Below are 20,973 nucleotides of genomic sequence, written 5' to 3'. Positions count from 1 at the left end.
TTTTCATTTTTAAAGGGCTGATAATTCAGCCCTTTTATTTTCCATTTCCATAAATTAAAACTTTAACTTTAGGTAATGCTCTGTGGCTCAGATGTATTTCTATTACTCAGCAATGAATGCGGGTAAATCAACAACGCTTCTTCAATCCTCTTTCAACTATCAAGAACGCGGCATGACGCCAGTTATTTTTACGGCTGCGCTAGATGATCGTTTTGGTGTCGGTAAAGTGAGCTCTCGTATTGGTCTTCAATCTGACGCACATTTATTTCGTCAGGATACCAATTTGTATCAAGAGATCGCAGATCTGAATGAGGTTGAAAAACGTCACTGTATTCTTGTTGATGAGTGTCAGTTCTTGTCGAAAGAACAAGTTTATCAACTTACTGAAGTCGTTGATAAGTTGCATATTCCAGTATTGTGTTACGGCCTTCGCACCGATTTTCTAGGCGAACTTTTTGAAGGCAGTAAGTATCTATTATCTTGGGCAGACAAGTTGGTTGAGCTCAAAACAATCTGCCATTGCGGCCGCAAAGCGAATATGGTTATTCGTACCGATGAACACGGCGTGGCAATTAAAGAAGGCGATCAAGTTGCGATCGGCGGTAACGATAAGTATGTCTCCGTATGCCGCCAACATTACAAAGAAGCGCTCGGTAAATAAGCCGTATTGATACAGAAAAGCCACCGAACTTGGTGGCTTTTTGTTTGTCGGTTAGAAAAAGCTAGACTAAATCAAAACCAAATCGCTCGAGTAAAGCCTTGTAAGAAGATTCAACTTGATGAGGGATGTTCTGCTCGGTTTGAAATCCTTTCTCTGGATAGCTTTTTACGCGAGAGAAATCTTCCATTAGTGCTTCTAGCACCATCATTAATGGCATGTCTTCATTAATGTACTCAAAAAATGGAAGAGCCGCAGAGCTTACTTGGAGCTGAGTGTAGGGTGACTGCCACTGTTTTTCAAATGTCGCGATTGCTCTACGCTCCATAAACGGTTTTTGTACCAGAATAAACGAGGAACACTGTTTTCCTTCCTCTTTTAATCGTTGCTCAGTAAAGCGAACATTTTCTCCACTGTTTGAGGATTCAGTCTCGAGCAAAATTGCTTCACTTGGAACGCCCGACAACTTTGCAATCTCGGCAAAGGTTTCTGCCTCGCTTTTTTCAAACAGTCCATCTGTGAAGCGACCTTCACCCCCTGAAAATACAATCAAAGGTGCCAACTTTTGGTGGTAGAGCTTGGCAGCGTGCTCCGCTACACGCACATCATTACTGCACATCACAAACAAACAGTCCGCAGGTTTCAGTTCATGTTTGAGTTGCATGTAATCCCAAAGCGTTTCTATATGTCTATAGAGCCTCATAGCGCATCCAAAGTTGAATTGAAGTGAAATCGATAACCAAGTGAGAGTAGTTTGTCAGCAAGAATACGCTTGTCAGCTTGCTCTGTGACGGGTGGAAGAGGTATCTCACTTCCGATTTTGTTTATGGCAGCTTGGTAGAACTCAGCCTTGCTGACAGTATGAGGTGTCGTAACGTTAATGACTTGGTTGCTTAAATTGCCTAAGGCAAATTTCGCAGCCGAGACAGCATCATCTTGATGAAGCATATTAGCTGGTGCTTTACGACTAACTTGTTGAAGCCTTGCTGCAAAGCGAGATGGGTGTCTATCTGGCCCGATTAATCCGCTACAACGTAGAATAACAAAGTTAATATTCGAGTCGATAACATGCTGCTCTGCTTGAAGCATAATACGTGCATTGTCAGAGAAATAAGGGCTTTCGGCTGCTAAAGAGATTGACGCGTCAGCTTCTTCCATATCGGAAGCAAGGTTAGGGTAAACCGTGGTAGAGCTGATCATGAGAAGTTTTTCAACGTTGTTTTGCTTAGCTGCGTTGGCAAGTATTTGCCATTGCTGGGCATATTCTTGACCGCGTCCTTTACGAAATCCTGGAGGAAAAGCGCCGATAACGTGCGTAATTTGATGCTGTTTGAGCAGTTCATCTAGCCGTGCTGTGGCGTTCAATTGATTGAAATCGAACAATGCGGAGTGAGTTAATGAGGTGGGTAACTCTTTTAATCGAGTTTGGCTACGACGAGTGACGACAACATAGTGTCCATCTTTCATCAATGTTTCTGCTAGCGGAGTTCCGAGCCAGCCTGCACCTACGATCAATGTATTTGCCATTTGGGTCTTCCTACTTACTTATGTCTGCCCGAATAGGTTGAGCAGTTCTGCTTTGGCTTGTTGATGGAGGGGATCTGAATGCCATTTCTGGTGCTGAATAAGGTCAACATTGACTTGCCAAGCCAGTTTTGTGAAATCATCCCCAACTTTTTTTAATGTATTAGGTGAATACGCGACTAAATGCTGTGGTAGAAAGCACCAACCAAACCCTTTATTCGCCAATTCCAACAAAATATAGTAGTTATCAGCGTACCAGATATCTGGGCTAAATGCTTGATTGAGACCACATGGCTCTGCACTTTTGGATCGTATGACCAATTGACGATGTTGTTTTAATTGATCAATGTGAGTGATTTGCTGCTTTGCTAAAGGATGTGTTGAAGAGACATAGACATCAAATGCAATATTGCCAAGATTGGTGAAATCGATGTGCCTTGGCATTTGTAAATCACTCAAAATAATCCCAGTCGTGGCGCGTTCCGACTTAACCAATTCAATGATATCAGGGCTTGATGCCGTTAAGCATTCAACTTGTAAGTGTGGAAAGCGTTGCTCTAACTTCTTTAGCACATCCGGCAAGCGAGTCAGAGGAATCCCTTCATCAATAGCTAAGACTAATTTGTTCGTTGGCGTGGAAAAGAGCTGTGATGCCCTATTGTTTAGGCGGTCGAGTTGGCTGATTGTTGCTTGTGCATAAGGTATGAGCGCGAGGCCATTCTCAGTTAATTTAGGGTACCTGCCTGATCGATCGAAAAGCTCAACGCCACAGTCGATCTCCATATTCATGATGTGCTGGCTCACTACAGATTGAGCTCGCCCCAGTTTTCTAGCTGCTCCTGAAAATGATCCTGCTTCTGATGTAGCAATGAAAGCTTGCAGTTGTTCGATGGTAAACATATCGCTTAAACCGATGGTATCTAACTTTTGGTTATCTAAATAGTAGATAAAATTCTAAGCATTGAGTAGAACTATTTGGACAGAGAAATATGACTCGTAACGAACGAATTTTTCATGCAGTACTTTTTGAGTTAATCGCACTCGCGATTATTGTACCAGCGGCTTCATTGATCACTGGAAAGGGTTCTAGTGATCTCGCGTTGGTTGGGGTCGGGTTGAGCATGTATACCGTGATATGGAACTACATCTACAACTTGTATTTTGATAAGTGGTTTGGTGGCAATCGAGCTGAGCGAAGTTTAGCGATGCGGCTTGGACACACTGTTGGTTTCGAGGGAGGATTGATCTTTATCTCTCTACCTGTGATTGCCTGGTTCTTAGAAATTACACTTCTTCAAGCTCTGATGCTGGAAGCCGGCTTCCTCGTTTTCTTCCTATTTTATGCCACTGGTTTTAACTGGTTGTATGACAAGGTTCAACCATTTAGCAAAATGAAAAAGCGATTATTGCCACAGGCATCGACAGGAAAAATATAGGACTAAAAAACGCCACCGAGTTCGGTGGCGTTTTTTGTTCAAATTACACAGACAAAACTCTTAAAATCTTATCTGCATGTTCTGCAACTTCAATGCCTTCGTCTGTGAGATAACCACCGTCAGGCTGTGTACAAAGTTGCTTCTTATATAGACGAGCAACGGCTGCCTGCATTTCTTCTGACGCGTCTGTATGAACTTTAATACCAGTTGCAGCACTACTTAGGTCGAACTGAAGAAGTAGATTCAATTCGGCGATATGTTCAGCTGAATATTTCATAAATGATTCCTTTGCGCTTTTTTTACCAAGCTAGTCTGAAAAGTAGCGTTGGGCAACATTCAACGACAAGAAGTGTTAAGTATGGCGCTATCAGGCTGATATAACGCAGGATCTTTGTTCGAAAGGCCGAATACTTGTTAAGTATCAATGATACTTACGGTAGCGAATGATAGGCGCCATTTATTGCTTGTTCTCCCAATAACAACGATTTTAGTAAACACGCCAAATAGCACTTGAAAAAATAGGGAAATAGAGCGATTATCCGCGCCTCTTTAAATGTTTCTAAATGTTACGCCAGAATGAACTTTAATCAGTTTGACTCACTATTACCGCCACAAGCTGCGGAACGCGCGGCTGAAGTGGGGGTAGGCAAAGCAACGAAAGCTCCAATCAAATCTTTTCTGCTCGCCATTTCTGCGGGGCTTCATATTGGTATTGCTTTCATCTTCTATACCACGGTAACGACAGGCGCAGGCGAGCTGCCTTGGGGCATTACACGACTCATTGGTGGTCTGGCATTTAGCCTTGGTTTGATTTTGGTGGTGGTTACTGGCGGCGAGCTTTTCACTAGCTCTGTGCTGACACTAGTTGCGCGTGCGAGTGGAAAAATCTCTTGGCAAGCACTTATCAAAAACTGGTTGGTGGTTTACTTTGGCAATATGGTTGGGGCCATTTTGCTCGTGGCCTGTATGCTAGTTACCAAGCAATATATGTTTGATCATGGCCAAGTTGGTCTTAACGCGATGGCGATCTCCCAACACAAATTACATCATGGTTTCTTTGCTGCTGTTGCGCTTGGCATTATGTGTAACGTATTAGTTTGTATTGCAGTTTGGATGACGTTTAGTGGGCGAACATTGACAGATAAAATAGCGGTCATGATTTTGCCTGTGGCTATGTTCGTGTCGGCAGGTTTTGAGCACTGTATTGCGAACATGTTCCAAGTACCTATGGCGATTGGTATTAAGTACTTTGCGCCAGAAGCGTTTTGGCAAATGACAGGGGCAGATATTGCAAACTACGCGGACTTAAACATGATGGGGTTCATCGTAAACAACCTAATTCCTGTTACGATAGGAAACATTATTGGTGGTGGCGTATTTGTTGGCATGTGGTATTGGATGATTTATCTACGCGATGAAGATAACCATTTGCGATAAGTTTAGAAGATCACAAGAAAGGCGAACCAGATGGTTCGCCTTTCTTTTTATTTGTCTCTGCAAATGTCAAATAAGTCGAGTCATGCTAAATCAACTCTTCGTTGATGCCAAAATCAGTTGGGAGCCAATGAGAAGTTACTTCCTTTGGTTCTTGAACGAGCCAATCCAGAGGTGCATCGGACAGGAGTTCATCGTAATTTTCTTTGATCATTAAGACATCCATGTACGTCTCTCCAAGTTTGTGGTCACTGCCTTTACTATAAAATTAGAACATGTCAGTCACGTGATCAATGCATGACGATTCGATTGATCACTTATGTTGCTATGTTTCTGGTTGCGTATGGGTTTTGGGGGCTTATCCACATTTTCTGTGGATAACCTGTATCAAAGGTCGTGCGTATCTAAACTTGCAAAGAAAATTTCATAAAATTAGAGGCTTATATCAAAAAGAATTCTGCCTGACTTTTCATCTGAAAGCGTCTTGATGAGTGCTCGAAGAGTACGTTCGACTTGGCACCATAAGTTGTTTAACGGGCTTTACCCACAAGCGCCAACTAACCGTGAGTTTTGGTCGATTCGGGTTGCTCGATTTTTATCTTGATTCGGCCTTCTTTGGTTTGTACCCAGCGCAATGTCATTTCTAACGTTATGGTTACGGAGGCACTCAACATGACGAAAATAGCCAGCATAATTACTAACTGGTATTTAATCGCAACCATCGGGCTCGCGCCACCTAGAATTTGACCGGTCATCATACCCGGTAAGGTAACCAGTCCTGTAGTGGCCATAGAAGCTAAAGTCGGGGCAAGGGACTTTCTAAGAGCCTCTTGAATGAAGGGGAAGGATGCGTAGCGAGGAGAGGCTCCAAGTGAGATTGCAGCCTCATATTCTGCTTGTCTCTGCTCAAAAGCCGTAAACAAATTCTGAAGAGCGATGATATTACTACTCAAGCTGTTACCCAATAACATACCAGCAAGTGGGATCATGTACTGCGCATTGTAAATAGGGGATGGTTGCACTAAGCCTGCTGTAATTGCTATCAGAAGTGGTATTAGACCACAGGTAAGGCCCGTTAGTAGCGGAAGCATAAGTGGCTTTTTAGGTAAGTGAGCTTTTCCCGCAATTGAGCTGGCACCAATCAGTAGCATGATGGCAAGCCAAAGTATATTGACAAGTAAGCTGTTTAATTGAAAAAGATATTCTAAATACACGCCAATCAATATGAGCTGAAGTGTCATTCGGATAACACTGATTATCGTGTCTTTTGCTATCCCTAATTTGTAGCGGGCATTGATAAAAAAGGGGACCAATAAAATCAAACCAAACAGTGCCAGTTTGACCCAGCTTATATCCACCACGTTATCCATAATCGCTCCTTGAAAGTACGCGAATAATTGTATCTAAGCCTCTCCTTTATATGAACCACTACGTGCACTTTTTGCTGTTCTTAAAGTAAATCTTGAGTGCTATTTTCGACATTAATACGCAGCATTTTGTTTACAAACGGTTATCTTTTTCGGAGTTTTTAAGTCGATTTATGGCATGGTAATTACGATTTAAATGTGATCGATGTTTCTTAAATGTTGGTTATTTAACAACTCCTTAAAAGACTTATTTTGTCACATCTGTTCATGTTTTTTAATAAATAACATCAATCCATCATATCTCTGGATGAGCTCAAAAAAGTGTTGAATTACAAGGTCTGAGGTCGCTTATTTGATTGAACCCTACTATTAGTATGGTCTAACATTTTCCATTAGAGATTGTAAAAAACTTAAGCTTGGTTACGCGGGCTTTTCAATAACACTAGATACAAAATAGGCAAATGTATGAGTGATGTTAATAAAATTGAGAGTGGTGAAAAACGCTCCCTGGAGTGGAAGTCGTTCCTCTTCATTGCAGTTGTTCTCTTCCCAATTCTGAGTGTGGCCTTTGTTGGCGGCTACGGGTTCATCGTTTGGATGTTGCAAGTCTTCTTCTTTGGGCCTCCAGGCGCACACGGCATGTAAGCCAGTGCGCTCATAACCACACTTTTGAAAAGATTTTAAGAGAGCAAATAATGAAATCATTAATCATTAAACTGTGGCGTACCATGACGCGCCCAGCTGTACATATCAGCCTAGGTGTGCTGACTATGGGCGGCTTTATTGCTGGTGTTATCTTTTGGGGTGGCTTTAACACCGCTCTAGAAGCAACCAACACAGAAGAATTCTGTATTAGTTGTCACACAATGCGTGACAACGTATACGTTGAGCTACAAGAAACGGTGCACTGGAAAAACCACTCTGGTGTTCGTGCTACCTGTCCTGATTGTCACGTTCCACATAACTGGACAGATAAGATCGCTCGTAAGATGCAAGCTTCTAAAGAAGTATTTGCACAAGTATTTGGCAACTACGACGAACCGGGTGTGTTCGAAGAGCGTCGTATCGAACTTGCTAAACACGAATGGGATCGTTTCTCGGCAAACAAATCTCTGGAGTGTAAAAACTGTCACAACTATGAATCGATGGATTTCGAGCAAATGTCTCCTACGGCTCGTATCCAAATGAAGCAAGCCGCTGAGAAAGATCAAAGCTGTGTTGACTGTCACAAGGGTATTGCGCACAACCTACCAGCAGGCATGGACAGCATTGGCGGTATCGTGGGTGATCTAGAGGGTATGACTTCTAACACGGATTACGGCGTTGGTCAGCAACTCGTGAGCGTTCGTCACCTACCAATTTACTTTGATGCGCAAGGCAGTAAAGAAGCTGGTCTTCTTAATCCTGCATCGACCGTTAAAGTTCTTGAAGACAAAGGCGAGTTTGTTGAGATCGAAATTGACGGTTGGCGCAAAGCAAAAGGTTTTGGTCGTGTAATTCAAGAAGACTTCGGTAAGAACATTGCGACTGCGTCTCTGATGAAAGAAGCAGCAACAGACAGCAACATTGTGACGACTGGTGAGAAAAAAGTGGATGAGCTAACAGGCCTTCCTTGGGAAAAAGTAGCGGCGAAAGTATGGATTAAGAAAGAGTCTATGCTGAACGACATCAATCCTGTTTGGGAAAAATCTCGTGAAGCCTACAAGACCAATTGTTCTGTATGTCACACTCAACCTGCGGAAGCGCACTTCGACGCGAACACCTGGCCAGGTATGTTCGACGGTATGTTGGCGTTCGTTAACCTAGATACAGACAGTGAAGCACTGATCTTGAAGTATCTACAGAAACACTCTTCAGATTATGCTGAAGGTCACCACTAATAAGCGTCGGATTGGAGTAATTTTAAATGGCTATTACACGAAGAAGTTTTCTTAAAGGTGTAGCAACCACAAGTGCAGCGTCAGTAATTGGTCCTAGCTTATTGGCGTCCGCCTCTGCAAATGCCGTTGAGACGACAGGTACTTGGAAAGTAACCGGTTCTCACTGGGGCGCGTTCCGCGCCCACATCTACGCGGGTAAAGTTCAAGAGATCAAGCCGCTAGAGCTAGACAAAAACCCAACAGAAATGTTGAACGGTATCAAGGGCATTATTTACAGCCCTTCACGTGTGCGTTACCCAATGGTTCGTCTAGATTGGTTGAAGAAACATAAATACAGCGCAGATACGCGTGGTAACAACCGTTTCATTCGAGTAACTTGGGATGAAGCGCTAGACTTGTTCTACCGCGAACTAGAACGTATTCAAAAAGACTACGGTCCATGGGCGCTACACGCAGGTCAAACGGGTTGGAACCAAACAGGTTCATTCAACAACTGTACCGCGCACATGCAACGTGCAGTAGGTATGCACGGCAACTTCATCACGAAAGTAGGTGACTACTCGACGGGTGCAGGTCAAACCATTATGCCTTACGTACTTGGTTCAACCGAAGTTTACGCACAAGGTACGTCTTGGTCTGAAATCCTAGAGAACTCTGACAACATCGTTCTCTGGGCTAACGACCCAGTGAAAAACCTTCAAGTAGGTTGGAACTGTGAAACGCATGAGTCGTTCAAGTACCTAGCACAACTAAAAGAAAAAGTAGCGAAAGGTGAGATCAACGTTCTATCTGTAGACCCAGTGAAGAACAAGACTCAGCGCTACTTAGAGAACGATCACTTGTACATCAACCCGCTGACAGACGTAGCATTCATGCTTGCTGTGGCGCACGTGCTGTACAACGAAGATTTGTACGATAAGAAGTTCATTGATACTTACTGTCTAGGCTTTGAAGAGTTCATTCAATACGTTCAAGGTAAGACAAAAGATAAAGTAGAGAAAACACCAGAGTGGGCTGCGGCTATCTGTGGCGTGAAAGCGGACAAGATTCGCGAATTCGCGCGTATGCTAGTAAGTGGTCGTACACAGATCCTGATGGGTTGGTGTATCCAGCGTCAAGAGCACGGTGAGCAGCCATACTGGGCAGCGGCTGTGGTTGCTGCAATGGTTGGTCAAATCGGTCTACCTGGCGGTGGTATCTCTTACGGTCACCACTACTCAAGTATCGGTGTACCTTCAACTGGTTTCGCTGGCCCTGGTGGTTTCCCTCGCAACCTTGACCAAGGTATGAAGCCGAAGTGGGACAACAACGACTTTAACGGTTACAGCCGTACTATCCCAGTTGCACGTTGGATCGACTGTCTGCTTGAGCCAGGCAAAGAGATCAACTACAACGGCGGTAAAGTGAAACTGCCAGACTTCAAGATGATGGTGATCTCGGGTTGTAACCCATGGCACCACCATCAAGATCGTAACCGCATGAAGAAAGCGTTCCGCAAACTTCAAACGGTTGTAACGATCGAGTTTGCTTGGACTGCGACATGTCGTTTCTCAGATATCGTTCTACCGGCGTGTACGCAATGGGAACGTAACGACATCGACGTATACGGTTCATACTCGAACAAAGGTCTGATTGCGATGCATCGCCTCGTTGATCCATTGTTCCAATCTAAGCCTGATTTCCAAATCATGAGTGAACTCACTCAGCGTTTTGGTCGCCGCGAAGAATACACTCGTGGTATGAGTGAGATGGAATGGATCGAAAGCCTTTACAACGATTGTAAAAAAGCGAACGAAGGTAAGTTTGAAATGCCAGAATTCAACGAGTTCTGGGAGAAGAGCGTACTAGACTTCGGTGAAGGTAAACCTTGGGTTCGTCATGCGGACTTCCGTAAAGACCCTGAGCTGAATCCACTAGGTACGCCGTCTGGCTTCATCGAGATCACGTCTCGTAAGATCGGCCGTTACGGTTACGAACACTGTCAAGAGCACCCAATGTGGTTCGAAAAATCAGAGCGTTCACACGGTGGTCCTGGTTCAGATAAATACCCATTCTGGTTGCAGTCTTGCCACCCTGATAAGCGTCTGCACTCTCAAATGTGTGAGTCTGAAGAGTTCCGCGCGACTTACGCGGTACAAGGTCGTGAGCCGGTTTACATCAACCCAGCGGATGCCAAAGCAAAAGGCATCAAAGATGGTGATTTGGTACGTGTATTCAACGGTCGTGGTCAGCTATTAGCTGGTGCTGTTTTGACTGACAGCTACCCACGTGGCGTTATTCGTATCGAAGAAGGTGCGTGGTACGGTCCTCTAAACGAGAAAGAAGGCGCAATCTGTACCTACGGTGATCCTAACACGCTAACGCAAGACATCGGTTCTTCTGAGCTTGCACAGGCGACTTCTGCGAACACATGTATCGTAGACTTCGAGAAGTTCACAGGTAAAGTGCCGCCAGTCACTTCATTTGGTGGTCCGATCGAAGTTGCTTAATTAGTGCAGTTTGCATAAATCCAAATACCAGCCTCAGGGCTGGTATTTTTTTATCAAAATTTCAGTGAGCGTTGTCTCAATAGTAACTTCATAACGTTAAACGAGACTGGTATTCGTGATGATGGTAACGAATTGGGTGAGACAAGCAGGAGATAATGCGCCAAGCTAAACAATAATAATTAAGTGAGTAGACTCTTTATGGCTCAGAGCATTCAATTAGCAAATCACACTGAGATCACTGTGAATAACAATGACTTCCAAGTTGAAGTCGAGGGTAATCAATTACATTTTTCTTTTGCTGGTCTTCACAATAAAACCTTTACCGACCATGAAGTGTTATTCGAAATGCCGTTTTTGTACGAGCACGAGGCCAACGTAATTGGGGATGGTTTTCAAATGTTGGCGCAAACGGCGGGAACGATCAATCACCCCGTTGATATTGGTCGCTGCCCAGACAATAATCCTTCTTATCGAATCTATCCTAAAGATGCCCCTAAGCGTTATTACAACTATTTAGTGGTGGAAGGCTCGGCTGGCTACACATTATTTGGCTTCACATCATGTCATCGCTTTGCAGGCTATTTTGATGTTGTACTGCGTGATGGGCATTGGGTTTTATCAGCCGCAATTGATGGTGAGTTGACTCAAGTGGCGGATTGGGAAAGTAATCAACTTGAATCCGTGGCGGTACTCTGTGGTCAATCGCTGTCCGAGCTTTATCAAACCTATGGCGAGATGATTGCAAAGCATCATCCTGTTCGCCAAGGTGTGACACAAGATGCGCCTGTTGGTTGGTGTTCGTGGTACGCGTACTACGCAGACGTGACAGAGCAAAACATCATGCAGAACGTGGATTGCATGCAAGATAAGCTCGAAGACCTAGAGTGGGTACTTCTGGATGATGGCTATCAAGCCTTTATGGGCGATTGGTTAACCCCATCAGATAAGTTTTCTGGTGGCGTAAAAGAGCTCATTCATAATATCCGTGCAAAAGGAAAAAAGCCGGCAATTTGGATGGCGCCTTTCATTGCACAGCCTGAGTCGGAGATCTTCAAACAGCATCCAGAGTGGTTTGTTCGCCACAAGGATGGTGGCTTACTTAAAGCAGAAGATGTCACATACGGTGGTTGGCGATGCACGCCTTGGTACATACTCGATACCTCAAACCCAGAAGTGCAAGACCATCTGACGCATGTGGTCTCTGTCATGAGACAAGAGTGGGGCGTTGAGTTGTTCAAGCTAGACGCTAACTATTGGGGAACCTTAAAAGGTGTTCGCAAACAATCTGGTATTACAGGCGTTGAGGCGTATCGCTTAGGAATGGAAGCGATTGCTAAAGGCGCTGGTGATGCGTGGCTTTTAGGTTGCAACGCGCCAATGTGGCCATCTCTGGGACTTGTGGATGCAATGCGTGTTTCTGACGATGTAGAGCGTCATAGTCGTCGATTCGAACAGATAGCCAAAGAAACCTTTTACCGTAGTTGGCAGCACCGAAAACTGTGGCAAATTGACCCGGATTGCGCCACGTTCACTTCATTAGCTAATCAATCTGCATCCAGAGAAGAGTATGAATTTCATCGCACGGTGTTATTAGCGAGTGGTGGTTTGCTGCTGTCTGGTGACCCGCTCCCTGAGATTACGCCGTTTGCTAAGAAGACACTGGCTAAGCTCATGTTACGTCAACAACGTAACCAGCAATCTGCAAAGTTTACCGCTTTGAGTTTAAATCACGCGTTTTTAAAACTAACGACGAAGAATGACCTCCATTGTTTGTTTAATTATGCGAGTTACGGAGCGATGGAATTTACGCTGACGTCTGATCAACCGGTGGACTGGTATGATTACTGGACAGGCGAAAAGCTAAACCAAGAACCTTGCCAGTTGTTAATGGTGAGCGTGGATAAAGGGCTCAATGCGAAAGCGATCGTTACAGCATAACGTGAAGTAAATCGCCCAATACCAAGATCAAGAAAGGAGCCTATTGCGGCTCCTTTCTCGTTTGATGCTCTGAGCGTTAGAACTCGAATAAAAAGTAATACCCGTATCCAACAATAAACGCAGGAATGGACGAGTAAATAGTCGCGACCAAAGCAGCTTTCGGTGCCATTGCAATGGCGGGGAATAGGGCGTCACCATCGTTAGAAATCGCATTGGCCAGTTGCGCAGAAAGTGGCGCTGCACCAGAAATGTACAGGCTAGTGACTAAAATTTGCGGACCACAACCAGGTAGCATACCAATGGCTAAGCCAGCTAATGGCATCCATATCCCCCAATGAGAAAAGGTTTCTACAAGGTCGAGTCCAGAAAAATAGGTCGTCAGTTCAAACGCCAGAAACGCCACGATCACCCAAGCACTGACGAAGTTTGTGTCTTGAGCCGCTTTTTGAATTGGATGCGAGTCCACAATTTTTTCATCTTCAGAGACCGTTGACTGATAATCGCCGAGCTCTTTTGTCATAGCCCACAACGACATTGTGATCACCGCGAAGATAGCGCCCAGCCATTCAATGGTGTTGGCTTTCAAAGATAGCAACTGATTAATATCTATTTGGAAAGACATTAACACAGCAACGACACTAGCAGGCACAATAAGCCATTTCCAAAATGCGCCTTGTAGATTGATTGCACGTTGTTCAAGAGGCGTGTGTCGGTCTGTCTGGTGTTGGCAGCAAGCATGTGTCTGAGGTGGTTCTTTTGGTTCTGGGCGCAGAAAGTTATCAGCATGAAAAGCATTAACGGCTAACCCTGAAAGAGTACCCACGATAATGCCTAATCCAACCACGCCTAATCCAACACTTGGCTTGGCGGCAAGAAGTAAAAAGGCAGCGTCACCCATTGTTGAAGTAAGTACCGCGACAATCGCACCAAATCCTACTCGGCCACTAATAAATTGCGTTGTCACAACAATAGCGCCACCACAGCCAGGCAAAGCACCCAACAAAGAAGCAAAGAAAACCTGATGATTACGCGAGCGATGATATAGCTCGGTAATTCGATTGGTTTTCGACATAAAGTTTGAAAGATAATGATAAATAGCCAATGTGGCGGCAACATAGCATGACACTGCCCAGAATGAGTCGGATAGCGTCTGTACGGCTACGTCACGTGTATTTTCATTGCCTAGCAAAATGAGCATGACGATAGGGATCAGCAATCGCTTATAAGCTAAACGAAACTGAGTAGGCTGAAACAACTGTTGTGCAGAGTGTAATAATTGGGTCGCGTTCATCGTTTACTCAAATGCAAATAGGAATAATTATCATTATATGTAAATGAGATTTATTCGCAATAGCATTGTGAACTTTTCTTCGTGTCAAACTCTCTGAAATCAGGTAAAGTATCGGCCTTTGTGAGCAAACACGCCCTAATTAACTGTATTAGGCGGCGTATAAAATTGACTTGAATAGGAAGAAACATGATTCTAGTTGTAGGTCATAAGAACCCAGACAGTGACAGTATTTGTAGTGCACTCGTTGCAACTGAACTTCTAAAAGCGCGTGGCGTTGAAGCTATGCCAATTCGCCAAGGCGAAATCAACCGTGAAACTCAGCACATCCTAGAAGTTGCTGGCGCTGAAGTTCCTGAGCTTCGCACATCAGTTGCGGGTGAGACCGTTTGGCTAGTAGATTACTCAGATCTAGCACAAGCACCAGACGATATCGCAGAAGCTGAAATTGCGGGTATTGTTGACCACCACCGTCTAGGTGACGTGATGACAGTAAACCCAATGGAAGCATGGATCTGGCCTGTTGGTTGTACCAACACTGTTCTATTCAACATGTTCAAGATTGAAGGTCACGCGATTACTCCACAAATTGCTAAGCTAATGATGTCAGCAATTCTATCTGACACAGTAGGTTTTGCTTCTCCAACTTGTACACAAAAAGACAAAGATGCCGTTGCTGAACTAGCGGCAATCGCAGACGTACAAGATGTTGACGCGTTCACTAAAGATCTTCTAATTGCTAAAACAAACATCGAAGGTCTATCAGCGGCTGAGCTTGTTGAGAAAGACCTTAAAGGTTACCCATTCAACGGTCGTGACGTAGTGGTTGGTCAGGTTGAACTTGCAACTCTTGAGCAAGTTGACGGTATGATCGAAGCACTAGAAGCAGACCTAGAATCTCGTTGTGAGAAAGATAACCTAGCGTTCGCTGCTGTAATGCTAACAGACATCACGACTGCTCAAACTCGTCTTCTATACAAAGGTGAGTGGGCTGAGAAGCTTGTTAAGCACGAAAAAGACGACATGCTAATGATGGAAAACACGCTAAGCCGTAAGAAGCAAGGTTGGCCTTGGCTTCAAACTGAACTAGCTTAATTTTCTAGCATATACTTTAAATGCCCGCTTAGCTGCGGGCATTTTTCTATGGGAAATAGGAGACGAATATGTCTGAGCAGCTGACCCAAGAGCAGATGGATACCATTAATCGCTACAACGAAGAGCAACGTTTAAAGTACTGCGTAAAAGAGATTGTGGCGAATCGTAAGGTTTGGATTCTAAAAGACGAACATGGCTGTGTCATGTTAAATACAGAAGATGATGATTGTGTACCAGTATGGCCAAACGAAGAATTTGCTTTGCAATGGGCGAATGGTGATTGGGAAGATTGCGAGCCTGAGGCGATCTCTTTAAACAAGTGGCACAGCCGTTGGACCTCTGGTCTAGAGGATGACGAGCTATCGATTGTTGTATTCCCAAATCAAAATGAAGAAGGGGTCGTATTGTTTCCTGACGAGTTTGATTTTGAACTGCGCAAACAAGCGAGCCGCCGTTAGTTCTTTGATTAGTACCCATGCAATAAAGAAGCCTGCGTTAAAGCAGGCTTCTTTACATTTGCACGATTACATCTTTGATAAGCTATTTTGTTTGATGGCTTGGCGCTTTATAAAAGTGGCTTTCGACTAGTCGTTGAGTAATAGGATGCTCGGGATGAGTCAGTACGTGGTTGGTCTCGCCAAACTCGACCACTTCACCTTCATGCATCACCATCACTTTATCAGTAATATGCTTAACAATGCCAATATGCTGAGACACGTACACAAATGACAATCCCATCTCTTCTTGCAACTCGAGGAATAAGTTAATGATCTGCGAGCGCATTGCCATATCCAAACCGTTTAACGCCTCATCAGCGACAATGATGGAAGGTTGAAGAATAAGTGCACGAGCCAAACACACGCGCTGTTTTTGACCGGCAGCTAGCATTTGTGGATAAAAATAGGCGTGCTCAGGCAGCAATCCTACGCGGAGTAGGGTGTTCTTTACACGCTGCATGCGCGCATCTGGCGGCATGTTGGTATTTCGCTTTAGCGGACCTTCTAAAATACGACCAATCTGGATTCGTGGGTTTAACGATGTGTTTGGATCTTGGAAAATCATGCGGATGAGCTTGCAGCGTGTCGCGTAATCTTTGTGCTCCAATCGTTCGCCATTCACACGGATCTCTCCGGAGCTTGGTTCAACAACGCCAGCAAGCATACGAGCTAGTGTGGATTTTCCTGACCCGTTTTGACCAATAAAACCAATAGTTTGTCCTGGCTCTAAAGTAAAGCTTACCGGTTTAACTGCCTCATTAACCTGACGTTTGAACAGACGGGAGCGCGTAACAAATTGCTTCGATAAATTATCGACTTCAAGTAACGCACTCATGACTTTTTCTCCGTGTTCAATGGAAAGTGGCAGTTAAATTTATGATTCTTAATTCGTCTGGTGTGTGGAATTTCTACACATTGTTTCTGCGCATATGGGCAACGTGGTCCGAGGCGACAACCGATAGGCAGATGCTGCAATGGCGGAATCGAGCCCGGTAGGGATTGGAGTTTTTGCTTGTGTGGTACCCAATCATTAAAGTCAGGCATCGCTTTAAGCAAGGCATCGGTGTACGGGTGCTTGGGTGCCGCAATGATTTTACTGGTATCGGCAGACTCCACCGACTGACCACAATACATTACCGTAATACGTCCTGCCCACTGTGTTATGGTCGCTAAGTCGTGGCCGATAAGCAAAATGGTTGTGTTATTAAGTTGGTTCATGCGGCTCAACAGACGCAAAATTTGCGATTGAGTAATCGGGTCTAAGTCGTTGGTTGGCTCATCTGCGATCAGCAACTTTGGTTTGGTCGCTATCGCCATGGCAATCATGACTTTTTGACACTCACCATCAGTCAGTTCATAAGGGTAGCTACCCATTAAACGCTTGTGATCTTTAATACCCACTTTATGCAAAAGCGCGATGGCCTGTTTTTTACGCCATTTAAATCGCTCCCACCATTTCCCTTCAAATGCGCGAGATGGAATGGATTCAATCAATTGACGCCCGACTTCCTCTGAAGGGTCAAGACAAGTTGAAGGTTCTTGGAAAATCATCGCAATATCACGAGCAATGACGCGCCGACGCTCTTTTGGTGTAAGCTGAAGCAAGTCAATATTGCCAAGGCGCATACGGTCTGCGGTGATGCGCCAGTTATCTTTACTTACCCCGACAATCGCTTTTGCAACTAAGCTTTTCCCTGAACCAGACTCACCTACAAGACCACGAATTTCGCCTTCGTTCAAAGTTAGGCTCATTCGGTCAACGGCTTTGACCAACCCTTGAGGTGTTTCGATCTCAATGGTCAAATGTCGAATATCTAACAACGGCATTATTCGATCCCCGCATTAAGCGCTTGACGTACACCTTCACCTACTAAGTTTAGGGTAATAACAGTAAACATGATGGTCAGGCCGGGTAGGGTCACTGTCCAAGGTGCAATATAAATAAGCTCGACAGAGTCACCTAATATTGCTCCCCACTCGGTGCTTGGGGCCTGTGCGCCTAGGCCAAGAAAACCCAGTGCCGTAATATCTAAAATCGCAGCAGAGAGCGCGAGTGTGATTTCAGCGGCAATGACCGTCAGAATGTTAGGAAGAATTGAACTCCACAGTAAGTAGAAATCATTAGCGCCATCAAGGCGTGCTGCCATTATGTAGTCTTTTTCAACTTCGGTGTGGACTGCGATATAAACGGAGCGAATAAAACGCGGAATCAAAGCCAAGCAGATTGCGAGTAAAATATTGAACCCACCAAAGCCTAGAAATGCCACAAAAATGATTGCTAATAAGAGCGACGGGATCGACATGACGGTATCGAGCAAGTGGTTGAGAGTACTCGACAGTAAGCCTTTCGTCATACCTGCCAATACGCCAATTAAACAGCCTACAACGGCAGCAATTGCGGTGATGGCGACAGCAGCGCCAAATGTCAGCTGAGAGCCCATAATCAGGCGCGAAAGAATATCTCTACCTAAGTCATCGGTCCCCAAAAAGTAATCAACCGTTCCTGCTGGGGCCCATGATGGCGGCACAAGCAACTCACCTGACTGTGCTTGGGCGTCAAATGGTGCAAGTAGGGGGGCAAAAATGGTAATAAGGACGATAAACACCAAGCACCACAAGCCAAACATGGCTAGTCCGTTGGCGCGGTAGCTTCGCCAAAAACGCTCAAACTGTGTTGGAATGCGCTCTTCCTGATAAACGTTATTTGTTAGCATACCATTCCTTTCGAACTAAAGGGTTAATCATCGCGCCAATCAAATCCGAGAGTATGTTAGCGGTAAGAACCAAAGTCGCAAGTACCATCACGCCAGCTTGGATAGATGCATAGTCTTGGCTTGCTAGCGCATCTAAAAGCCAACGACCAATACCTGGCCAGTTAAAAATAGACTCCGTGATGATAGCTAAGGTAATCATACTCGAAAGTTGAACACCAACTTTGGGAATGATAGGCGGTATCGCATTCCGCAATACATGTTGAGTTACGATTTCGCGGTTCGAAAGACCTTTGATTCTCGCTGCACGGATGTAGTTTTGGCTCATCACTTCCGCTACCGAGGAGCGCATTAGTCCGACAACCTGGGTGGTTGGAGCCAAAGCGAGCACCAAACATGGCAGTACCATATGCTCAATAACGCTTTGCAGTGCGTGAGCGCGGTATTCGCCTTTCGCCATGAATGCGTCGATAATGGCAAACCCGGTTACATGATCAATTTCGTAAAGTAAATCATACCGTCCCGCAACGGGAAATAGTTGGTATTCCAATGAAAAGACCATGATAAGTAGCAGAGCTACCCAAAAGATTGGGGCGGAATAACCAGACATTGACATGAATGAAATGCTGGTATCGAGCCATTTACCTTGCTTCATCCCAGCCACGGTTCCAAGTGGAATACCGATCAAAAGGGACACCAAAAAGGCAAAGAAACACAATTCCAAAGTGGCTGGGAATACAACGGCGAGCTCGTCATAAATCGCGTTGCCGTTTTTACTTATGCCAAAATCAAGCTGAGAAAGGTTGATTAAGTAAGTTTGCCAACCAGACCAAAAATCAACGTTTGCCCAGTGCGAGAGAGGGTCAAGGCGTAGCAGAGAAAAGCCCACTAATGTAAGGATCATCAAAGTGATGATAAATAGGTTAAAGCGTCGAACGGTATACCAAAACATCAGTGAATTCTCTCAACTCTATCAAACGGTTGGGCATTGAAAGGGCTTGATTTGAAGCCTGTCAGCGATTTGTCGTGCACACGGAACTGCACGCCATGCGCCAGAGGAATAACCGGGAACTCTTGATTCAAAATGTTCTGTGCTTGGCGATATAGGTTCAAACGGTAACGCGGTTCTTGAGTTTCTAACGCCAAATCGAGCAAGAAATCGAAGTCATCGTTACACCACATGGATACGTTAAGGCCAACGCGGTCAGACTCGCAAGATAATAAAGGGCGGAAAAAGTTGTCAGGATCCCCGGTATCACCAATCCAACCTGTTAAAAGTAAATCGATATCGTTGATGTTCTCCAAATCCACACGTTCAAACCTATCATCGGTCAGTAGCGTTAATTTAACCCCAATATCGGCAAAATTCGCTTGGATTAGCTCTGCGGTCTTGCGAGGGCTTGGGTTAAAAGCACGTGGTTCAAGTGGTACCCACATGGTCAATTCTAGGCCGTCTTCGTAGCCTGCATCTCGAAGTAGTGCCAATGCATAATTCCGGTCATAACGAATTTTTACGCTGTCTTTTTGATAAGCCCATGAATTTGGTGGTAGCAAGGTATAAGCTTGGGAGCCAGTTCCGTAGTAAACCGAATCTAAAATATTTTGACGGTTGATCGCTAAGTTAAGAGCTTGGCGAACTCGAGCATCACTCAGCGCGGTGGTTTCTGTGTTTATCGCAATAAAGGAAACGTTGTTAGCTGGTGTAGCCGTCAGCTCAAGGTTGTCATTTTCTTGAATGACAGGTATTTGGCTCGAAATAGGTGAAGAGAGTACGTCACACTCGTTTCTTAAAAGTTTAGCTAATGTACCCGTGCCTCTGTGAGAGATATCGAACACCACTTGTTCCATTTTTGCTGGTGACTTCCAGTAATTAGAATGACGCTCTAATCGAATCAAGTCGTTCACTTGGTACTCTTTTAATTGATAAGGGCCGGTACCGATAGGAAGTTGGTCGATTTCTTCTTTATGATCTTTTGCTGCCAATTGCTGTCCATACTCCGCAGACAAGATAACCGCATGGCTGGTGGCAATATTGGCCAAGAAAGAAAAGTTTGGCTGAGATAACGTAAACCTTACCGTATACTCATCTATTGCAACCACGTCTTGGAGTAGGTTTTGAAAATCTAACCCTGCAAACCATGGATAAAAACCACCACCTACTTGGTGAAAAGGATGGTCTACATCGATGATTCGCTTGAAGCTAAATACCACATCTTTTGCATTCAATGGGCGAGTGGGTGTGAACCAAGGCGTGGTTTGGAATTGAACACCACGTTTAAGCTTAAACGTGTATTCCGTCCCTGATTCATTTACTGACCAACTCTCGGCGATGCTTGCCACGGGCTGATGTGATTTAGGATCGAGCGTGAGCAGCGTATCGTACAGCTGCGGGCTCAGAGCCTCTGCGGTAATACCGCTATCAATAAGCTGAGGGTTAAACGTGGTCGGCTTACCTTGTCCGCAAAACACAAAGCCAGCTTTGCGAATATCATTGTGGTCAATTTCATCGCCACAAGCGGTCAGTAGGCTAATCCCAATAAGGCTCAGCGATAATCTTATAAAAGCATTCATAATATGAAATGTTCATTGGATCTTGCTCGTTTCGTTTGATCTTACTCTTTCAAAGCTAACAAGCGAAAATGATCTCGCTAATTTA

General features: G+C 44.6%; 21 protein-coding genes. 9 read left to right on the top strand and 12 right to left on the bottom strand.

The window, feature by feature from the left end:
• The first annotated feature begins 82 nt into the window (after nucleotides 1-82).
• On the top strand, nucleotides 83-661 hold the full coding sequence (locus R7P74_RS02385; RefSeq protein WP_042522050.1) for a thymidine kinase: 579 nt from the start codon (nucleotides 83-85) through the stop codon (nucleotides 659-661).
• 61 nt (nucleotides 662-722) lie between these two features.
• Here R7P74_RS02385 and R7P74_RS02380 read toward each other — a convergent pair whose 3' ends face one another.
• The 3 genes from R7P74_RS02380 to R7P74_RS02370 are packed head-to-tail and all read right to left on the bottom strand — an operon-like array spanning nucleotide 723 to nucleotide 3,082.
• Nucleotides 723-1,361, bottom strand: a complete 639-nt coding sequence (locus tag R7P74_RS02380) for a YdcF family protein (protein WP_213893738.1) — start codon at nucleotides 1,359-1,361, stop codon at nucleotides 723-725.
• On the bottom strand, nucleotides 1,358-2,185 hold the full coding sequence (locus R7P74_RS02375; protein ID WP_205390801.1) for an NAD-dependent epimerase/dehydratase family protein: 828 nt from the start codon (nucleotides 2,183-2,185) through the stop codon (nucleotides 1,358-1,360). Before R7P74_RS02375 ends, R7P74_RS02380 begins: the two co-directional genes overlap by 4 nt.
• Nucleotides 2,186-2,203: 18 nt before the next feature.
• Complete coding sequence (locus R7P74_RS02370; RefSeq protein WP_256901043.1) at nucleotides 2,204-3,082, bottom strand: LysR family transcriptional regulator; 879 nt, start codon at nucleotides 3,080-3,082, stop codon at nucleotides 2,204-2,206.
• A gap of 89 nt (nucleotides 3,083-3,171) precedes the next feature.
• Here R7P74_RS02370 and R7P74_RS02365 point away from each other — a divergent pair, with 89 nt between their 5' ends.
• Nucleotides 3,172-3,618, top strand: a complete 447-nt coding sequence (locus tag R7P74_RS02365) for a PACE efflux transporter (protein ID WP_005378150.1) — start codon at nucleotides 3,172-3,174, stop codon at nucleotides 3,616-3,618.
• Nucleotides 3,619-3,661: 43 nt separating this feature from the next.
• Here the strand turns inward: R7P74_RS02365 and R7P74_RS02360 are convergent, their stop codons facing one another.
• Entirely contained in the window at nucleotides 3,662-3,895 is a 234-nt protein-coding gene (locus R7P74_RS02360) for a TIGR02647 family protein (RefSeq protein WP_005387662.1), read from the bottom strand.
• A gap of 299 nt (nucleotides 3,896-4,194) precedes the next feature.
• On the opposite strand from R7P74_RS02360, the gene focA reads away from it, so the two are divergent.
• The gene (focA, locus tag R7P74_RS02355; RefSeq protein WP_005378146.1) at nucleotides 4,195-5,055 is read left to right on the top strand and encodes a formate transporter FocA; all 861 of its coding nucleotides are present in this window, start codon (nucleotides 4,195-4,197) and stop codon (nucleotides 5,053-5,055) included.
• A gap of 85 nt (nucleotides 5,056-5,140) precedes the next feature.
• On the opposite strand, the gene R7P74_RS02350 is transcribed toward focA, so the two are convergent.
• Nucleotides 5,141-5,278, bottom strand: a complete 138-nt coding sequence (locus R7P74_RS02350; protein ID WP_005378145.1) for a hypothetical protein — start codon at nucleotides 5,276-5,278, stop codon at nucleotides 5,141-5,143.
• Nucleotides 5,279-5,609: 331 nt separating this feature from the next.
• Entirely contained in the window at nucleotides 5,610-6,422 is an 813-nt protein-coding gene (locus R7P74_RS02345; RefSeq protein ID WP_017634681.1) for an ABC transporter permease, read from the bottom strand.
• Nucleotides 6,423-6,884: 462 nt separating this feature from the next.
• Between R7P74_RS02345 and torE the strand changes: the two genes are divergently transcribed.
• The 4 genes from torE (at nucleotide 6,885) to R7P74_RS02325 (ending at nucleotide 12,726) form a co-directional block, all read left to right on the top strand.
• On the top strand, nucleotides 6,885-7,064 hold the full coding sequence (torE, locus tag R7P74_RS02340; RefSeq protein WP_005378141.1) for a trimethylamine N-oxide reductase system protein TorE: 180 nt from the start codon (nucleotides 6,885-6,887) through the stop codon (nucleotides 7,062-7,064).
• A gap of 50 nt (nucleotides 7,065-7,114) precedes the next feature.
• Nucleotides 7,115-8,299, top strand: coding sequence for a pentaheme c-type cytochrome TorC (gene torC, locus R7P74_RS02335; RefSeq protein WP_005378139.1), 1,185 nt, complete (start codon nucleotides 7,115-7,117; stop codon nucleotides 8,297-8,299).
• A gap of 26 nt (nucleotides 8,300-8,325) precedes the next feature.
• Nucleotides 8,326-10,788, top strand: coding sequence for a trimethylamine-N-oxide reductase TorA (gene torA / locus R7P74_RS02330; RefSeq protein ID WP_041156583.1), 2,463 nt, complete (start codon nucleotides 8,326-8,328; stop codon nucleotides 10,786-10,788).
• A gap of 198 nt (nucleotides 10,789-10,986) precedes the next feature.
• Entirely contained in the window at nucleotides 10,987-12,726 is a 1,740-nt protein-coding gene (locus tag R7P74_RS02325; protein ID WP_318122638.1) for a glycoside hydrolase family 36 protein, read from the top strand.
• 76 nt (nucleotides 12,727-12,802) lie between these two features.
• Here R7P74_RS02325 and R7P74_RS02320 read toward each other — a convergent pair whose 3' ends face one another.
• Nucleotides 12,803-14,017, bottom strand: a complete 1,215-nt coding sequence (locus R7P74_RS02320) for a putative manganese transporter (protein ID WP_318122636.1) — start codon at nucleotides 14,015-14,017, stop codon at nucleotides 12,803-12,805.
• A gap of 186 nt (nucleotides 14,018-14,203) precedes the next feature.
• Between R7P74_RS02320 and R7P74_RS02315 the strand changes: the two genes are divergently transcribed.
• Nucleotides 14,204-15,109, top strand: a complete 906-nt coding sequence (locus tag R7P74_RS02315) for a manganese-dependent inorganic pyrophosphatase (protein WP_318122634.1) — start codon at nucleotides 14,204-14,206, stop codon at nucleotides 15,107-15,109.
• A gap of 68 nt (nucleotides 15,110-15,177) precedes the next feature.
• On the top strand, nucleotides 15,178-15,567 hold the full coding sequence (locus R7P74_RS02310) for a DUF2750 domain-containing protein (protein ID WP_005378129.1): 390 nt from the start codon (nucleotides 15,178-15,180) through the stop codon (nucleotides 15,565-15,567).
• A gap of 82 nt (nucleotides 15,568-15,649) precedes the next feature.
• On the opposite strand, the gene R7P74_RS02305 is transcribed toward R7P74_RS02310, so the two are convergent.
• Genes R7P74_RS02305 through sapA form a run of 5 tightly spaced genes read right to left on the bottom strand, consistent with a single transcriptional unit; the run spans nucleotide 15,650 to nucleotide 20,888 of the window.
• Nucleotides 15,650-16,441, bottom strand: coding sequence for a peptide ABC transporter ATP-binding protein (locus R7P74_RS02305; RefSeq protein ID WP_268979496.1), 792 nt, complete (start codon nucleotides 16,439-16,441; stop codon nucleotides 15,650-15,652).
• Nucleotides 16,438-17,433, bottom strand: coding sequence for a peptide ABC transporter ATP-binding protein (locus tag R7P74_RS02300; protein ID WP_005378126.1), 996 nt, complete (start codon nucleotides 17,431-17,433; stop codon nucleotides 16,438-16,440). Before R7P74_RS02300 ends, R7P74_RS02305 begins: the two co-directional genes overlap by 4 nt.
• Entirely contained in the window at nucleotides 17,433-18,320 is an 888-nt protein-coding gene (locus R7P74_RS02295) for an ABC transporter permease subunit (RefSeq protein WP_005378123.1), read from the bottom strand. The genes R7P74_RS02300 and R7P74_RS02295 overlap by 1 nt, the downstream gene beginning before the upstream one ends.
• Nucleotides 18,307-19,269, bottom strand: coding sequence for an ABC transporter permease (locus tag R7P74_RS02290; protein ID WP_005378122.1), 963 nt, complete (start codon nucleotides 19,267-19,269; stop codon nucleotides 18,307-18,309). The genes R7P74_RS02295 and R7P74_RS02290 overlap by 14 nt, the downstream gene beginning before the upstream one ends.
• Nucleotides 19,269-20,888, bottom strand: coding sequence for an ABC transporter substrate-binding protein SapA (gene sapA, locus R7P74_RS02285; protein ID WP_213973313.1), 1,620 nt, complete (start codon nucleotides 20,886-20,888; stop codon nucleotides 19,269-19,271). The genes R7P74_RS02290 and sapA overlap by 1 nt, the downstream gene beginning before the upstream one ends.
• Between the last annotated feature and the right edge of the window lie 85 nt (nucleotides 20,889-20,973).

It is taken from the genome of Vibrio sp. 2033 (genome assembly GCF_033339735.1).
This window is presented reverse-complemented; position numbering and strand designations above follow the sequence as displayed.

What these genes read in the sequence shown, in the direction of transcription:
- R7P74_RS02380 (WP_213893738.1), bottom strand. Translation starts at nt 1,361, where the DNA reads ATGAGGCTCTATAGACATATAGAAACGCTTTGGGATTACATGCAACTC.
- R7P74_RS02375 (WP_205390801.1), bottom strand. Translation starts at nt 2,185, where the DNA reads ATGGCAAATACATTGATCGTAGGTGCAGGCTGGCTCGGAACTCCGCTA.
- R7P74_RS02370 (WP_256901043.1), bottom strand. Translation starts at nt 3,082, where the DNA reads ATGTTTACCATCGAACAACTGCAAGCTTTCATTGCTACATCAGAAGCA.
- R7P74_RS02365 (WP_005378150.1), top strand. Translation starts at nt 3,172, where the DNA reads ATGACTCGTAACGAACGAATTTTTCATGCAGTACTTTTTGAGTTAATC.
- R7P74_RS02360 (WP_005387662.1), bottom strand. Translation starts at nt 3,895, where the DNA reads ATGAAATATTCAGCTGAACATATCGCCGAATTGAATCTACTTCTTCAG.
- focA (WP_005378146.1), top strand. Translation starts at nt 4,195, where the DNA reads ATGAACTTTAATCAGTTTGACTCACTATTACCGCCACAAGCTGCGGAA.
- R7P74_RS02350 (WP_005378145.1), bottom strand. Translation starts at nt 5,278, where the DNA reads ATGGATGTCTTAATGATCAAAGAAAATTACGATGAACTCCTGTCCGAT.
- R7P74_RS02345 (WP_017634681.1), bottom strand. Translation starts at nt 6,422, where the DNA reads ATGGATAACGTGGTGGATATAAGCTGGGTCAAACTGGCACTGTTTGGT.
- torE (WP_005378141.1), top strand. Translation starts at nt 6,885, where the DNA reads ATGAGTGATGTTAATAAAATTGAGAGTGGTGAAAAACGCTCCCTGGAG.
- torC (WP_005378139.1), top strand. Translation starts at nt 7,115, where the DNA reads ATGAAATCATTAATCATTAAACTGTGGCGTACCATGACGCGCCCAGCT.
- torA (WP_041156583.1), top strand. Translation starts at nt 8,326, where the DNA reads ATGGCTATTACACGAAGAAGTTTTCTTAAAGGTGTAGCAACCACAAGT.
- R7P74_RS02325 (WP_318122638.1), top strand. Translation starts at nt 10,987, where the DNA reads ATGGCTCAGAGCATTCAATTAGCAAATCACACTGAGATCACTGTGAAT.
- R7P74_RS02320 (WP_318122636.1), bottom strand. Translation starts at nt 14,017, where the DNA reads ATGAACGCGACCCAATTATTACACTCTGCACAACAGTTGTTTCAGCCT.
- R7P74_RS02315 (WP_318122634.1), top strand. Translation starts at nt 14,204, where the DNA reads ATGATTCTAGTTGTAGGTCATAAGAACCCAGACAGTGACAGTATTTGT.
- R7P74_RS02310 (WP_005378129.1), top strand. Translation starts at nt 15,178, where the DNA reads ATGTCTGAGCAGCTGACCCAAGAGCAGATGGATACCATTAATCGCTAC.
- R7P74_RS02305 (WP_268979496.1), bottom strand. Translation starts at nt 16,441, where the DNA reads ATGAGTGCGTTACTTGAAGTCGATAATTTATCGAAGCAATTTGTTACG.
- R7P74_RS02300 (WP_005378126.1), bottom strand. Translation starts at nt 17,433, where the DNA reads ATGCCGTTGTTAGATATTCGACATTTGACCATTGAGATCGAAACACCT.
- R7P74_RS02295 (WP_005378123.1), bottom strand. Translation starts at nt 18,320, where the DNA reads ATGCTAACAAATAACGTTTATCAGGAAGAGCGCATTCCAACACAGTTT.
- R7P74_RS02290 (WP_005378122.1), bottom strand. Translation starts at nt 19,269, where the DNA reads ATGTTTTGGTATACCGTTCGACGCTTTAACCTATTTATCATCACTTTG.
- sapA (WP_213973313.1), bottom strand. Translation starts at nt 20,888, where the DNA reads ATGAATGCTTTTATAAGATTATCGCTGAGCCTTATTGGGATTAGCCTA.